General features: G+C 62.6%; 18 protein-coding genes. 11 read left to right on the forward strand and 7 right to left on the reverse strand.

The genetic code is table 11. The annotated features are described in order from the left end of the window. Positions 1–16 precede the first annotated feature (16 nt). The 8 genes from ACUXH0_RS15255 to ACUXH0_RS15290 all read left to right on the forward strand — a co-directional run bounded on the left by ACUXH0_RS15255 (position 17) and on the right by ACUXH0_RS15290 (position 6,488). Positions 17–787, forward strand: a complete 771-nt coding sequence (locus ACUXH0_RS15255) for a hypothetical protein (RefSeq protein WP_012435666.1) — start codon at positions 17–19, stop codon at positions 785–787. Between the two features lie 179 nt (positions 788–966). Beyond that, complete coding sequence (locus ACUXH0_RS15260; RefSeq protein ID WP_021197368.1) at positions 967–2,796, forward strand: hypothetical protein; 1,830 nt, start codon at positions 967–969, stop codon at positions 2,794–2,796. 38 nt (positions 2,797–2,834) lie between these two features. Then, positions 2,835–3,128 (forward strand): hypothetical protein, encoded by a 294-nt coding sequence (locus ACUXH0_RS15265; protein ID WP_225694719.1) that lies wholly within the window; start codon positions 2,835–2,837, stop codon positions 3,126–3,128. Positions 3,129–3,162: 34 nt separating this feature from the next. After that, positions 3,163–3,975, forward strand: coding sequence for a hypothetical protein (locus ACUXH0_RS15270; RefSeq protein ID WP_021197367.1), 813 nt, complete (start codon positions 3,163–3,165; stop codon positions 3,973–3,975). Between the two features lie 310 nt (positions 3,976–4,285). Further along, positions 4,286–4,528, forward strand: a complete 243-nt coding sequence (locus ACUXH0_RS15275) for a hypothetical protein (protein ID WP_012435662.1) — start codon at positions 4,286–4,288, stop codon at positions 4,526–4,528. 80 nt (positions 4,529–4,608) lie between these two features. After that, a complete protein-coding gene (locus tag ACUXH0_RS15280) occupies positions 4,609–5,181 on the forward strand; it encodes a Lar family restriction alleviation protein (protein WP_021197366.1) in 573 nt (190 codons plus the stop codon). A 241-nt stretch (positions 5,182–5,422) separates the two neighbouring features. Continuing rightward, a complete protein-coding gene (locus ACUXH0_RS15285) occupies positions 5,423–6,340 on the forward strand; it encodes a DNA/RNA non-specific endonuclease (RefSeq protein ID WP_012435660.1) in 918 nt (305 codons plus the stop codon). A gap of 25 nt (positions 6,341–6,365) precedes the next feature. After that, positions 6,366–6,488, forward strand: coding sequence for a hypothetical protein (locus ACUXH0_RS15290; RefSeq protein ID WP_012435659.1), 123 nt, complete (start codon positions 6,366–6,368; stop codon positions 6,486–6,488). Between the two features lie 79 nt (positions 6,489–6,567). Here ACUXH0_RS15290 and ACUXH0_RS15295 read toward each other — a convergent pair whose 3' ends face one another. Continuing rightward, positions 6,568–7,725, reverse strand: coding sequence for a hypothetical protein (locus tag ACUXH0_RS15295; protein ID WP_012435658.1), 1,158 nt, complete (start codon positions 7,723–7,725; stop codon positions 6,568–6,570). A gap of 9 nt (positions 7,726–7,734) precedes the next feature. Continuing rightward, positions 7,735–8,922 (reverse strand): integrase domain-containing protein, encoded by a 1,188-nt coding sequence (locus ACUXH0_RS15300; RefSeq protein WP_012435657.1) that lies wholly within the window; start codon positions 8,920–8,922, stop codon positions 7,735–7,737. 1,179 nt (positions 8,923–10,101) lie between these two features. Between ACUXH0_RS15300 and ACUXH0_RS15305 the strand changes: the two genes are divergently transcribed. From ACUXH0_RS15305 to ACUXH0_RS15315, 3 genes are all read left to right on the forward strand, one after another. Beyond that, positions 10,102–11,100 (forward strand): PRTRC system protein D, encoded by a 999-nt coding sequence (locus ACUXH0_RS15305; RefSeq protein ID WP_012435655.1) that lies wholly within the window; start codon positions 10,102–10,104, stop codon positions 11,098–11,100. A 19-nt stretch (positions 11,101–11,119) separates the two neighbouring features. Next, positions 11,120–11,506 (forward strand): hypothetical protein, encoded by a 387-nt coding sequence (locus ACUXH0_RS15310; RefSeq protein WP_012435654.1) that lies wholly within the window; start codon positions 11,120–11,122, stop codon positions 11,504–11,506. 117 nt (positions 11,507–11,623) lie between these two features. Next, complete coding sequence (locus tag ACUXH0_RS15315; protein ID WP_012435653.1) at positions 11,624–11,761, forward strand: hypothetical protein; 138 nt, start codon at positions 11,624–11,626, stop codon at positions 11,759–11,761. Positions 11,762–11,842: 81 nt separating this feature from the next. Here ACUXH0_RS15315 and ACUXH0_RS15320 read toward each other — a convergent pair whose 3' ends face one another. The 5 genes from ACUXH0_RS15320 to ACUXH0_RS15340 form a co-directional block, all read right to left on the reverse strand. Then, entirely contained in the window at positions 11,843–12,049 is a 207-nt protein-coding gene (locus ACUXH0_RS15320) for a hypothetical protein (protein WP_225694718.1), read from the reverse strand. Positions 12,050–12,150: 101 nt separating this feature from the next. After that, positions 12,151–13,227, reverse strand: coding sequence for a primase-helicase zinc-binding domain-containing protein (locus ACUXH0_RS15325; protein ID WP_012435651.1), 1,077 nt, complete (start codon positions 13,225–13,227; stop codon positions 12,151–12,153). Between the two features lie 237 nt (positions 13,228–13,464). Beyond that, positions 13,465–13,998 carry a single-stranded DNA-binding protein gene (locus ACUXH0_RS15330; RefSeq protein ID WP_012435650.1) on the reverse strand — a complete coding sequence of 178 codons (534 nt, stop codon included), beginning with the start codon at positions 13,996–13,998 and terminating at the stop codon, positions 13,465–13,467. Between the two features lie 17 nt (positions 13,999–14,015). Then, positions 14,016–14,783: a hypothetical protein gene (locus ACUXH0_RS15335; RefSeq protein ID WP_012435649.1), complete on the reverse strand. Its 768-nt coding sequence runs from the start codon at positions 14,781–14,783 to the stop codon at positions 14,016–14,018. An 8-nt stretch (positions 14,784–14,791) separates the two neighbouring features. After that, positions 14,792–15,220: a hypothetical protein gene (locus ACUXH0_RS15340; protein WP_012435648.1), complete on the reverse strand. Its 429-nt coding sequence runs from the start codon at positions 15,218–15,220 to the stop codon at positions 14,792–14,794. Positions 15,221–15,248: the final 28 nt, after the last annotated feature.

Consider the following 15,248-nt stretch of genomic DNA (forward strand, 5'->3'; position numbering starts at 1 on the left):
GACATCGGAGGATGGAATGGCAGAGCAATTGATCGACGCAGCGCAAAGCACGCTGGCCAAGGCGCTGTCGGCACTGAGCCGTCGTGCCGACCGGGTGCACTCACAGCTCTGTGCTGCGCAGCGTATTCGCACGGCCTATCTCGCCGCGCAGGTCGGCATATTGGTGCCGGCCGTCTCTCGGTCGGTTGTTCGTTCGCTTCAGGTCAGGCTCCCCGCATTCATGACCTCCGACGTCATCGCGGAATTCCACCGCGGGCGCAAATTCCTTGCGGTGTTTCCCCGCAAGCAAACCCGTGAGTCGCTGTCGATCCTCCAATACGCGCTTACGGCGTATCTCAGTCAGATCCGCTACCAGGAATTGAAGGAATTCGACGCTGAAATTGCCCACCTGCGGGCCTACCTCACTGACTTGGAACGCGCACGTGAGCAAGCGTCAGACCTTCTGCGGGTGCTCCAGGTGGTGCAGGATCGCGCCGCACCGGTTCCCTCCGAAGCGCAGCCGCTACTGGCTCGGATGGCTGGCGCTGGGGATCGACATTGCCGGCGCTCGAACGCCGGCACCGACGGTCGGCGCCGCGCGGCCAGTGCATTGGATGATCAAGACACGAACCTATGCGCGTTCGTGTTGGCAGAACTTCCCTCTCGTTTGGGGGAGCTTCTGACGCGCGACAAATCGGCGGCCTTCGACGCGTCGACCGAACGCCCTCGCGCTGGGCCGACCACTGGCTCGCCACGTTTGCCTGTTCCGGCACTCGACACGCTTGACGCGCAACTCGCGACGGCATGACCACCGAGCGGCTGGTGCCATCCCTTGACTTTGTACTGGGCTGGCTACGCTGATCTGAATCCATTGCCACCCGAGGCCAGCCGCCTCGCACACAATTGACGATGAACACCTCCGCATCCTCCAGCCCTGCAGTCGCATGCGGTCCCGATGGCCGCGCCCGCGCGAACGCCACGCTCACCATGGCGAAATGGATTCTGCTCAGCAGAGACCGCACCCTCGATCATGCTTGCGTCGAATGCGTGCCAGATGGCGCACTCGTTGTGCCAGGCTTTCGTTGCGGCTACCACTCCGCGCTGAATGCGGTGACCGCCGTAGATGATGCTGACCGACAGGAACCAGCGTACGCGCCGGTGCAAGCGGTGGTCGACCAGTTTGTGTCCGGATACCAGCTACACGGCACGCTGGGGTCCCATGTCCCGACTCCACGGGAACGCGGGCTGATTGCCAACGCAATCGCTGGCCTGCTCGCCGACACGGTCTTCCTTCGAGAGTTCGACAAATGGCGGCGTGCCGACGCCCCGCAAGCCAGCATGCCACCCGCGGCAGCAGTTCCCGCGGACTGTGCCGGTGCCGGTGAACCCTCCACCCTTCGCAACATGTTGGCCGCCATCAGGGTCGTCGGCCAGATTGACGGCCACGATGTGATACGTCGCCTGTCCATGCTGGACCTTGTGGACCGCGAGAGGCGCGCAGCCGAGGAAGAGGCGCCAGCTGGCGCCATCGCCTTGTCCGATGCGCATGCGAAAGGCGTCATGGACGCGCTGCGCGGCGTTCACGAGCTGTTTGTCCATGAGGACGGTTGCGGTGCCTTGCCTCCTGACAGCCCATTTCAGAATGGGGACCAGCCGTTCGGCCGGACCTCAAGAAAACCACAGCGAACAAGCGCAATGCTGAGCGAAAAACATCACAACCCGCATAGGAGCGGCACGGAAGCCTATCTTGCAACCGAGCACCACAACGAAGGCTGGAACGGAGCATTGGCCGCCGTCCGCAAAGTCCTGGGCAGTAGTCTGGCGGCGGCGATCCACTACCCGGGCTGCTGGGACACAGCGGCATATCCGACGATCGAAAGCGCACTGGCCGAGATGGGCGAGGAGTTTCAGTGCACGAACGATGATTGCCCCCACCACTCCGACCTACAGCAGGGCGAGCCGAGGGCGTTCGACGTGGCTGTGAGCGGATACAAAGTATTGCTGGTACGCACGCGCAGTGAAGCAGACGACACCGCGAAGCATTTCCGAGGCCGTGGCTGTGAAGTCGAGGTGTACCCCTTGTACGGTGGCCAGCGGTTCCATACCTTGAAGGCCACCGACTTCTACGAGCTTGATCCGGACCGCAACGGCGAGCCCGGTACCGAGCCGGCACGCAACGTCACGCACCTAATGCCGGAGCCGTGGCCACCGGCGTTGAGTGGCGCCCCTGTCGTTCCGGCGACGCTGGAGGTTGACAATGCCGCGCTGGCTGCCGAGATCGACTGGTGTCTCGACGAAGGCCATTGCGGACCCCGCACCCGCGCTGTGCTGCAGCGAATCCGCGATCATCAAACTGCGGGCATTACACCGGCGCGGCGCCCCATGCTGCTCATCACCCTCCGCCAGGCCGAGAGCCTGCAGCAGTTCTTCGGTGGTCACGACGCAGAGGTCGCCGTTGTGCCCTACAAGGACGGACTGCTCGCCTGGGACGTCGAGTGCCCCGGCGAGGGCTCTCAGTGGCTGGGGCCAACGGCGGTGGATGACGAGCTGGCCGACAAGGGCCGGCCGGACACGTCACGGCCCGCGATCTGGAAAACGACGCATCCCGCTGTGTGCGTGCCCATCACCGACAGCAAGGCGATCGCCGACGACTGGAAGGAGCATGGCTACGACGTGGTCGAGTTCTACCCAGGACCCCAGGAGCTGCGATTGTGCGCTGACGGAGTCGGCACGGCCAACGCTGACGCCGATGGCCACACAGTTTTGCGCGATACGCCCGGTGCTGCGTCGATTGACGCAGACGAGGGCCCACGCTGATGTGGGGGTTCCATATACACCTGGACATCGAGGGCTTCGTGCGGAGCAGCACGTACCCGGACGACTACATTGGCCTCTTCCGTGATGCCACCGGGCGCTCGCTCACGCCAGCCGAGGCGCGCACCAAGCTGACGATCGACAAGGCAAGGGGCCACAAGGTACTCCCGATGAGCAAGGAATGCGGCGCCGCGCTGTGCCCACACGCAACCGATGGTTGCTCCGGCTTCGACTATTCGGGCGGTGGGTGTCCAGGCTACCAACGAGGCAATGGCAAGGCCGCTCCACACAGCACAGCAACGACGACGGAGGTCAACGATGCAGCAGACGAATGAGAACGCTTCCCCGGCAACAACTCAACACGAAGCCATGACGCTGCTTGCCGACCTCGTTCTTTCAGTGCAATGGTGGGCGGGCCAGGAAGACGGCATTCCGGATACCGTCCGCCCCGCCTTTGACCGGGCTCAGAAGGCTCTTGGCTGGCCACAAGGGGAATCGACCACCACGCCGGCGGCAACGGCAATGCCCGAGGCGCCATGTGCGAGTTGCCACGGCTTCGGTAGCGAGCTGACGGTGTACAAAGGCAAGGTTCCCTGCCGGGCATGCCAGAAATCCAACAATGCCGCGCCATGGCTACCTCCCGGCTGGGAAATCAGTGTGGCCGATGACGACGGCTCCACCTGGGTGACACTGCGCCGCTGCACTTCGGATCGCAAGGTGCTCGCCCAGTCGGTCTACGCGCACAAGCGGGGATCTCTGGATTCGCATGTTTGGCATGCACTGCGCCATTCTCTCGACATCACGCGCCCTCAGATCGCAGAGCTCGACCACTGGCGAGCCCGGGCACTGAATGCAGAGCAACTGCTCAACAGCCCCGAGCTGCATGACTTTGCCCGCGGGGTCGTGCAAGAAGCCGCCCACCAGCGCCAGCGTTGGGGAACTGCCAAGGACGCCGACAAGTCGCCAGCGGACTGGGTCTTTCTCGTTGGCCACCTCGAAACCCGCTCCATGATGTACCTGCAGGCCGGCAACGTTGACAAGGCGCTGCATCACACGATCACGACCGCTGCGGCACTCGCCAACTGGCACACGAACATTTCCGGAGCGGATAGCAGCATGTGGCCCAGCCTTCCCGGCCAGCCACATGCCAGCGCCCCGGTGGGCGGCGGCGGCCATGCGTGAGCACGTCAACCTCCGCAGCATCTTCAGTGGTCGCAGCCCGACGACCGGCCTTCCCTTCGCCGAACGCCACAGGTAGAGCGGTAGCGCCTGGGGCAAAGCAGCCTGCGAGCTTCGCTGCCGGATGCTCGACCAGTTGCTCAAACCCGCGGCGCCGTCCACGTCGCCTCGCTGACTTGATCCCGCACAACAGCAACAATCGGCACGCACAATGAACATACATTCTGGTGCCGCCCAGCTATTCTCCGCATTATCTCCAGCCATTCCTCAAAAGCGCAGTGAGGAAGTTGGCCTTTACCAAATAACGTAGTACATGCCCCCAGCAGATCTCTCCTCCGAATTTCCCCACCCTGAAACGATCATCGCCGTGCGCGGCGCCCTGTCCATCGGCCTCCAGCAGGGGCCAGACAGCCCAGGAGGCCACTGGCTGCACGAGTTCTGGGCGTTCGGCCGCGCCCGCGCCGAGGCTGAAGCCATCATCCAAGGCTTCATGGAAAGCGCCGCCATCAGGATTTTGGCGACGTCTCACGCATATTTTGGAGCCGCTGCAACATAAACCCGTCTGCAGTGGTGGTTCAACAAACTCGGCGACAGGCATAATCCGGACTTAAAATCCAATCATCGAGACCCAACGGTATGTTTGACGATCTGATCGGCTGTGGTCACTGCGGCGGACGGGCCAGGTTCTTCGCTGGCCGAAAGGAGGCCGTCATTGTGTGTACACAGTGCGGCATTGGCACGCCGCCCGTGCAAATCGGAACCTCCAAAGAAGCGGCCTACGACGAGCTGGCTTTGATCTGGAACCGACGCGTCGAGTATCGCCCAACCGATCAACACGAGCTGGCCTCGATCGCGCGTCGCCAATTGACGCCGGTGGACATCCCAATGCTGCTGGACGCGATCGCCCGCAATGCCATGGATTGGGAAACCCGCGGACCGATATTCGCGGCAATGGCCGCCCAGCTCAGCAGGCCCGCTTCCCCCGCCGCCGCGGAAGTACCAATGGCCACCGTCCTTGAAGACGCCGGCCGGTATCGCAAGCTCGTGCGATTGGCCAAGGTCATCTACGTCGATGGCCGTCCCTGGATCCGCTTCGAACCACTCGACGCGTTCGACGCCGAACTGGTTGAAGGCGAAGAAAATGCCTTCGCGCGCATGGACGTATTCGTCGCGCGTGCGGTGGATGCCCTGGAGCCTCAGCTCGACTAGCGCCCCTCGCCACCATGATCGCGCGATCGGCGAGGCGCTGACCTTCCAACTGACGATGGCGTCGACGCGCGGTAGATGACCGTGCGGTAACGGCCATGCTTTGGCCGGCCGGATCTCGTTCCGTGCCCAGCACTCCCAAACCCTTCACGCAAATCGGCCCGCAGAAGCTCTCGCTTTCGGGTACTTGACATTGCCCGTTACAAGGCACGATGGATCTAGGTCAACCCGGATCCCAACTGCCGTGCTCAAAAAAACCCTGCTCTTCGTTGCCCTCTCTGCATTCCTCCAGGTCGCCGGCGCCTCTCCCGATCACTGCGGCGCATCGGTCGCGGACGGCGCGCAACCGAAGGTGCTGTCCAGCAAGCACGCTGGCGCCAGCCACCTGCTCTGCTACCGCGCCTACGCGGTGCTCGTGTCCTCGGCGACCCGGACACCGCTGTGGTCAGCCGAACACCTGACCGCGCAGGCGGTGAACCAGGCGCGTGAGCTGCCGCGCGAAAGCGATTTCTTCGAAGAGACGTCTTTGCCGGCAACCGCCCGCGCCACCCTGCAGGACTACCACGGTAGCTCGCACGTCCAGATTGACCGTGGCCACATGTCGCCAAGCGGGGACTTCGGCGACCTGGCATCGCAACAGGAAAGTTTCAGCTTGGCCAACGTCGTCCCGCAGAACTCGGTCAGCAACCGCCGCATGTGGAGCCACCTGGAGACGTCGACCCGCCGCCTGGTACGGCAGACCGGCGAAGCCTACGTGGTGACCGGCCCAGCATTCACGGACGGCAAGGCCCGTTACCTCAACGAACATGTACGGGTACCCGACTATCTGTGGAAAGCGATCTACGTCCCGGGCGTCGGCGCAGCAGCCTACATCGCACCCAACGATGCCACGCCGAAATATGCGGTGGTCAGCATCGCCAAACTCGCACAATTCACCGGCGTCGACCCGTTCCCCCGGCTGCCGGCCGCGACGCGCGATCAGGCGATGGAGTTGCCGCCGCCCACCCCGCATCCGCACGAGAAGGCTGGTCGGCAGACCACCCTCAACGATCTCTTGAGCCGCGCGCCGGCAGCGGAGGTGGAAGATGTCGGACCGACTGCCGTGGCCCGCGTTCCCAACGTATGGCGGCTGGCCCGCGCAATCAGCGCCGCCGTTCGCTAAGATGGAATCTAAATGGAGGCATCCCATGAAAGCCCAACAACCGTACGGATCTCCCCAAACCCTGGGCCGTCGTGTCAGCTTCTGGCTGATCGCTGTGGCCGTCGCGCTGTACCTTTCCTACATCGCCGGGACCAGCCCGCCGTTCTAACCCGCCGACCAATCCCGCAAAAGCCGCCACACCGTTGGCGGCTTTTGCGTTATTTGTCCTGAACGCGTCTAGCGCGCGATCAGTTCTTCGTTGGGTCGGCCGCGCCCGATGAGCACGAACGCCCAAGCATTCCGCAAACCCGGGCGAGCAGCTCTGCGAGTCGCGATCGCACAACCGGGGCCGGGCCGGCACCGGCACCGGCACCGGCATGTGCGTCCATAGCAGCTCTGGCCGAGATCTTGTAGGCGAGTATCTCGCCCGACGTGATCAACCGCTGAGCCTCTCGGTCAGCCTCTTCGGCGCACTCGATGTACCGGAGCTCTCCTGCAGCCCATTCCACTCTCACTTCGTCGCGCTCCCAGCAATTGCCGTGCACCCGACGATGAAAGCGCACCCAAGGGAGGTCGACGTAACCAAGATGCCCATACAGGCGCCGCCACGCAGGTGCGCTGCCCGGCCAACACGCATCGAGTGGCCAGTGCCAGAAGAACTCGGGGTCGCCAAGTTCTGGCCGGTACATCCAGACGTGTGGCGCGTGGCTGAACCGCCCTTCCTTCCACCATTGCTTCAGCAGATCCCACCCGGCACGATTCGTCGGCACACTGAAGTTGAGAGACCACTCCGGCGTAGGCGCCTCCTCGAATGGAATCCCATCTTGGGACGCGCCGTGGATCTGACAGTGGCAGCACCCCGCTGCGGCAAGTGCGTCCCGCATACGCACAACTTCGGCCCCACTGGGGCTGATGCTCCTGCGCTCACCATCCGATGTCCGCAGGCCCCAGCCAATGCTGACAGTCACCCCCTCTAACGAGAGGGAGAGCGGTAGCCGGCCGCCGTCCATCACCGTCCGAATTGCCTGGAGGATGTCCACCCCGAGTTTCGCGGCGTGCGCCCGCCGAAGCCGATCCTCCTCGATCTCGCGAAGCCGCCGAGCTTGGTTGGCCGTGACTTCCGCTGGGCTCAGCGGCCACCGCAGGAAGCGGAGCGCTGCGCGCCATTGCGGCGAGATAGCAGCCCCACGAGCCAGCAGCAAATCGCGGGCCTGCTCGATCAGGTCTTGAGCGTGATCGATGGCCACGTCCGTCAACAGGTCGGTGCCGTCAGTCTCCGCGGTCGCGTTTGGCAGGTTCTCTCGGATGAGTGTGTACAGTTCTTCGTCTGTGCACGCCCGCAGCTCTGGCTCTGGAAACAGGTAGGTATCCCAATCGCCATCGGCCATTGCGTCATCTTCAGTCATCGCACGACCTCATCCCGTGAAGTGCCGATGGCCGGCCGCAGTACCCGCCTCGGCGGGCTTGGCAAGCAGGCGATACAGTGCGGGGCGCGAAATGCCCAGGGCCTCTGCCGCCTTCAGCTTGACCCCATTGGCCGCGGCAACCGCCGCGACGGCCATCTCACGTGTGACGACGGGCCGGCTCCGGGCTGCGATCGCGGAATGCGTCGACAGGTAGGCGTTGGCCTTCTCCTTGCGGCTGTGGCCGGCGGCTTCCACCACCCGCGTCATGGCGTCCTTGTGCGCTTCACGGTCGAGAACGCGTGCGCCCCCCTTGATGGCCGCTTGCTCACCGGTCAGCCGTTGGTACATCTGCTGCAGGAACTGGTGTCGTAGACCGTGGGCGGTGACACCGTCGCCGCGCTTGGTCACGGCGTGCTTTTCCAGCACGGTATAGAAGCGCCTGCGCCACTGCACCTGCGTATAGGTCGCCGGGATCAGGGAGCCCCGTTCGGGATTCGTGCACGCGGCCAACTCAGCCGCCTCCGCAAGCAGGTCGTACTGCCAATCGAACTCGATCAGCACCTGTCGCGGCCGGCCTCCCTTGGTGCCGTCCTGCACGTGCAGATAGCCCGATGGAAGTAGGTCGCGCGCTGGGCGCAGTCGCCAGCTTTCCTTCGCGCGCAACCCGAACGCTGCCTCAAGCTTCAGTTGAATTGCGACGTGGGCATCCGTCTGGGCGATCTCCTCGATCTTGGCTAGCGCGTCGATGTTGTTGCCGTCCCAAGAACGGTCGGTCTCGGCGGCGTAGCTGCGCGTGTAGCCTGCCGGCCTCTCCACGTAGTCATCGATGCCGCCCACCATGTTGGTCTTGCCCATCCACGAGCACAGCGCGCGCAGGTGTGAGAGGCGCAGTTCAACGCTGCCCACCGCGAGGTTTCGTTCTGTCACCCAACGCTGCACCAACCATCGCAGGTGCTTCTCCGCCAGGTTGTAGGGCGACATGATGGTGAAGCCGCCCTCACGCAGCTCCACTGCGAGACTGAGCAACATCTGCGCGCGCTGTTTCTGCGAGATCGACGACAGCGCGCGACCGCTGACGCGGGTCTGGCTGTGCGGCTTGTGCAGGTTCTCGCCCGCCAAGACCGCGAATTCCGACTTGAACCGTTCCGGCAGCGAGTAGTTCGCCAGGATCGGCTTGAGATTGATGCGCGTCTGCACCGTGACTCCGAGTATTGGTTGCGCAGCGCGCACGTCCTCGACGCAGGTTTCCCCGCCGGCAACCGCGCCGCACTCACGGAATCCGCACCCCCGTGCTGGCTTCCCCTTTACCCGACCCACCACGGTCGGCTGCCGGTTCCCCCGGCCAGGCCCAACTTCCCCGCCTTTAGCGATTCCAATCGATCAGCCCGACGCATGGAAGCAATGCGTTCTGACTGTCCGTCCTGCAGCGAGCCTGCGCTTGCGCGCTGACTCACCGCTTCGCGGCCTACACACCGGCCGGCATCTTGCGACGCCTTCCTGCCGACACGAGCAAGGCACGCGACTCCGCGGCCTTCACTCGCCCACAGGCTTTTGCCCTGGTGTGAGATTCTCCTTGCGCATTTCTGGTGCCGGCTGCGCCTACCGGTCGTCACGTTCAGATACGTGCGGTCACCCTTGCTCGGGTCGCTCTCGTATCCCACCCACAAGCCGAACCATCTCCGCCGCTGTGTATCGGGCCTTGTGATTCGTGCCCAGCCCTCTGGCTGAACGGGTGCGTCTTATCGCGTTCCATCCACAAACACTGTTCGGTGTTCGGCTTCGGATTTGTACGCACTGCGGTCTAGCTTCACAGCCAGCGCGCTGATCGTTTTGGTATCGCGGTGTCCGGTGGCCTCACTCTCCGGCCCCATCCACTTGATTTGCTTGAAAAAAATGCCGGATGACTATCCGGCACGAACATTGGTGCCCAACAACCTCTTGGTCGCCGGCTCACCCTGAGTTTCCGCGGTCTTCGCGGAGCTATCGATGCGTCGGGGGACGCGTGTGGTGACTCAAGGATAGGGCAGCCCAGTGAATTGCGCCGCACGAAAGCTACGCAAGATTGACGGGCTTTCTTCCATCAAACAGCCGGCGCAGCCTCGTACAGTCCCAACGTAAGGCGACGTGACACGTACATACCCCGTAAGGGGAAGCTACGTGTCACCGGCGGGCACCGATCGGTTATGCGCTGAACCACGTGACACTCACGTGCACCGCACGGTGCAGCTACGTGTCACTAGCAGAGGCTGACCAATCTCGCCCAGCTCGTCGTGACATCTACGTCTCCCGCAAGGGGGAGCTACGTGTCATGTCGCCCTCACGCGTCATTCCACTGCCCCGGCGGAAGCTGCTCCGCCCCAACACAAGGTCTGCACCATGAAAGCCGCCACCGTTGCCGTCGACGTCGGATACGGAAACACCAAGTTCGCGTTCCCGATGGGCTCCGAGACCAAGCTGAACATGTTCCCGTCCCTCGCGCCGCAAGCCGCGCCACGCGCGCTTGCCAACCACGGGAACGGCTTCTTCAAAGCGCGCGACGTAATCACCATTGCCATTGACGGCGTGGAATACGAAGTCGGCCCCGGTGTGTCGCTCTCCTCGGCATATGGTCAGACCGGCCGCACGCTGTCGGAGGACTTTGTGACCAAAGACGAGTACGCCGCGCTGCTGGGTGGCGCCCTGCGCCTCGCCCAGGTATCGGAGGTGGGCCAACTGATCCTAGGCCTGCCCGTTCACACGACCCAGAAATACGCTTCCTACTTGCGCGATCGCTTCACAGGAACGCTTGATTTCGGGGGCGAACCCGTTGAGATCGGATCGGTCATCTGCTTGCCGCAACCGCTCGGCGCGCTGGTGACGTTTATGCGCCAACAGAACACCAAGTTCGATGCCGACAACGCGCACCTGGTCATCGATGTCGGCTACTTCACCACCGATTGGGTGGTCGCCCAGGGCTTCACGATGGACGACAATCGCAGCGGCGGCGTACCGGGCGGCTCGTCCAAGATCTATCAGCAGATCGCATCGCTGATTGAGCAGGACGAGGGTGAGCCTGTCACCGGCATTGAGCGCATCGACAAGTGCCTGCGCGACAAAAAGCCGATGCTGTTCTTCGACAAGGAGATCGATCTCACGCCGTATCTGGAAAAAGCGCGCAGCGTCTGCCAGCTCGCCGTCAAGGAAATCCAGACCCGCGTCGGCCGAACCGAAGACATCCGCGCGATCATCCTCGCCGGCGGCGGCAGCGCACTCTATGTGCCTGCCATTCGTGCCGCGTTCCCGCGCACCCCCATCCATGCCCTTTCCTCCCCGTGCTTCGCTAATGTGAGCGGCTTCTACGACATTGGTAGCACGCGCCCGGTGAAGCAGAAGTAATCGGGGGCGCCATTCCACCATGGACAAGCTCTCGATCAAGGTCACGCTGACGCCCGTCACCGCGCCGACTCTCTTCCCCTATCTGGCCGGCATCCTGGATTCCAAACAACGCGCGCACGCGCTGCGGCACATGGCAGAACTCGGCTACACCGCGTTCCTGGCTAGGCAAGCGGTGCAGACAAATCTGGTGCCGGCACAGGCCATTGCACCGGCTGTCGCCACACTCGTGTCTGCAGCACCAGCGCCGTTCGCTCTCGCGGAGTCTGTGGCACGGCCAAATCCTTCGCCCGCCCCCGCTTTCGATCCGGCCGCCTTGTCCGAGTCCGACTCGCCTTCGCCTGATGGACTGCCAACGGCGATGGCCGAGCACCTCGGTGAAGCCATGGCGCGATTCTTTCCAAACTAACCCTGCAGCGTAGCGGCGCCAAAGGTTGACATGGCGACAGCCCGGGTATCCTGAAGACATCAAGCGGTCAAAGGCAACCGCGTTCGTGTAACCTCACACCCTTCAGGAGGCATTGAAATGGCTGACTTCTTCGCTCACCTCAACTACGTCAATACCGCCAAATTCTGGTTGATCGCCGGCACCGGCATGGCAATTCTGGAAGCCGCGCGCGTCGTGCTCGGCCGGTTTGCCCAGCGGCCCGTCGGCCACGAGTAACGGCCCGGCGAATCACGAATCGAAGGCGAAAAAAAACGCCCGGCAGTGCCGGGCGTTTTTCGTTAGGGTTGGGTACTTCAATCAGTGCAGCGATGCACGTTGCAGACAGAACGTCTCGACGAAATCGAGATCGCTGTCCTTGCCAACGAACTCCATGCTGCCGCCGTCGCTGCGGCGAAAGACGTGGTAGCACTGCGCATCAGACTTGCCCGCTGGAACCTCCAGCGAATCGACAATGCGCATCGCGTGGATCTGCAGTTTTCCGACCACTTGAATGAATCCCTTCATGGGCATAGCGAACTCCAGAATGCGCCCAGGGAATTCGCCCTGTGGGACGAACCCACAGGGCAGAAGTAAAGAGAAAATGCCACCCGAAGGCGGCAACGAACTTAGGCGGCAACCGCCTCGTGATGCACAGCGCGCGACTGATATTCAGCACACCACTCGTCACAGAAATCTGTACCGCGCAGCTTCGGCCGATGGATGACAACCGTGAAGCCTTCCGCACGCAAGCGCTTGGCGAGCGTCAAGGCATCGGACATTCCCGGCGACTTTCCCGTCTTTGGATCCACTGCATCAAAGTCGGCAAAGATGTGCACGGTGTGGATGCCAAGACCTTCTGGCACAACGAACTGGCTGACCAGCACGCGATTGAGGCAATACCACATCGGCACACCGAAGAGCATGTAGGCAGCGTAGGAAGTCTCCAGCCCTTCCGCGATCCCGATCTCACCGTTACGAGGCGTCATCAGCCGCACCGCGCCGCCGGCGAGCGGCAACGCCGACACGTCATTGCGCTTGGCGGGCAATACCTCCCCGTCCTTGCTGATGATGGTCGCCTTCATCGGCTTGACGGGGTCCAACGAGGTTCGATGCACGGTCGCCATCTGGCCATCGGGCAAGGTGAATTTGGCGATGATGGTTAGATAACGGCCGATCACCTCGTCCTCAAACAGGTAGTCCTGCATCGCAACCCGCAACGATTGCGGACGCGGCGCCCGGAGCCCCGGAACCCGTGCGGCCAAGTAGTGCATCACGTGGTCGCCTGGCGTGAGAGACACTGCTTCATCCCACTGCTTATGGATGCGGCGCTTCTTCCAGACGGGATCGGCTGACTTCTTTTGCCGACAGGCGACCGGCCGATTGACCAAGGGACCGATTGGATGAACGGGTTCGCCGTTCAATCTGCAGGTCAATTCGTGATACGACATACCAGTCGCGCGACACACGAGCTCAATGCCGTCTCCGGCTTTGGGGCTACCAGCGTTGCATTTGCGGCAGACCCAATCGCCGCGACCACGTTTGTTGTCGTAGGTAAATCGATCGTGCCCACCACAGATCGGGCACGGGCCAGGCCTACCCTTCCAGAAGCTCTCCGTGAGGAAAGCCGCCGGCAGGTATTGGTTCACCAGAGCATCCCATTGAGTGGGCGTCCAGTTTTGCACTATTTCACTCAGTTTCTTCATGGGATGACTCCAGGTGGAGTGTTGGTCGATGCCTGAGACAGGCGAGGGAACGCTTGCTCAAAGGACGGCCCGCACGGGCAGACCGTCTTTTCAGCACGACGTCTTGGGGGTGAGATTCGAAGGGGGATGCGCCAAGCGACCGCCGGCGCAGGAGAGGAAGTTGCCCCTCCAGGTTCCACTTTCGTGGAAGCCCAGAGGCGCTTGAGAAGAACTACAAATGAGCCCTGTCGATCAGGACTAGAACGGGATGTCCGGGTCGTCAAAATCCTCGAAGCCGTTGGACGGCGCGGGTTGACGACGTGCACTACTGCCCTGGCCACTGCCGCCTGCGCTGCGGCTCATTCCTCCAGCCTGGCTGCGGCTACCGCCATGGCCACCGCTAGTATCATCGCCACCGCGCGAGTAACCACCACCGCCTTCACTTTCACCACCGGCGCCCTGTCGGCCGCCAAGCATCTGCATCTGCTCCGCGACAATCTCGGTGCTGTATTGCTTCTGGCCGTCTTTCTCCCATTGACGGGTTTTCAGACGACCCTCGATGTAGACCGACGATCCCTTCTTCAGATACTCGCCAGCGATTTCCGCCAAGCGACCGAAGAACGCGATGCGATGCCATTCGGTGGCTTCGCGCATCTCACCGCTACCCTTGTCCTTAAAGCGATCGGTGGTTGCCACGCGGATGTTGGTGACCGCGTCGCCACTGGGCATGTAACGTGTTTCCGGATCAGCACCGAGGTTGCCCACGATGATGACCTTGTTGACTGAAGCCATACGGAATTACCTTTTGGTTAATGGGCTACGGAGATGGACCACAGCCACTTGTCATGAACCTTTTGGTTGCCGTTCTCATCGAGAACGGGGTCACCACTCTTTTCATCGAAGGCCGGGACCTTGATCTTGCGAAGGCGTTTGACCTCAACTGCGTCGCCGAGCTTGCAGCCCGCCTCCGAGATTGCGTCCTTCAGGCCTTCGCCCTGCAGCGTCTCCATGCCTGAGGCCATTTCGAGCTTCAACGCAAAATTCTTGTAGGACTTACCGGGACGTTTGCGATCAGGGAACCGCTCTTCGCCCCACGACTTGATGCGACCGTGATAGGTGGCACGCGAGCGCGCTTCAGGGGCACGTGCGCGGCGGGCCTGCGCATCGGCCTCAACCGGTGCTTCCTCCGTCGTTTCGGGCACTGCCCGTCTAGGGGCAGCCGCACTGCGAGTCGGCTCCTGCTTGACTGAGGAAGGCTGGACGCCGCCCTGAATGACCTGTGCCACCACCTCCGTCACCTTCAAGCCCTCGTGGACTGCTTTGAGAGACCAATGGGGGATTAAGGCAGGCAGCAGCTTGGGACCGAACGGGGTCTCGGTGAGACGGCTCTCGAAGAGCGCAACGAAATGCGCGACTCGATCACCTTCATCGCGAAACAGGTGCGGCTCACCGCTGATGGTCATCTGTGTTTCGTTGTTGCCGCCAGCACCAACCTTGATGGGTTCGGCGTCTGCGTGACGCTGAGGGTTGTCGGCTTTGGGAAGGAGCACCTTCACGAGCGATTCGAGGAACGTCATGCGGCCTCCTACAACAGCGTGCCGCAGAACGAATGCCTCAGTTCGTCGAGATCCTTCTTCAGCCTAGGCTGGTTCAGGATGACGTCCTGCAGGACTTCGGGGTTCACCCCGGTCACTGCGCACACGTACAGGTACGGCAGCGCACCGTCCCAGTAGTGAAAGATCCAGCCGAGCGTCATGCGGTAATCCTCCAAGTCATAGAGGGTTCCGCGCATCCGCGCGCGAAGCATGTCGGCGCAGTCGATAAGGGACTCGGGCATGTTGTCGCCTCGGCGGCTGTCGCATGCGAGGCTGATGAGAGCGTCGACCATCTTCTCCTTGACCGAGTCGGACCAGTAGGCCGGATCCGGGAGAGGGTCTTGCTTGTGTTGCGTGGGGGTTACGGCAGCAGCATCCCCGAAGAAATCGAGTTGCCACGCGACTGCATTGGTATTCATGGTGACTTCTCCATGGGGCAGCCTCCCC

The sequence above is a fragment of the Ralstonia sp. 110700041-2 genome (assembly GCF_056280165.1).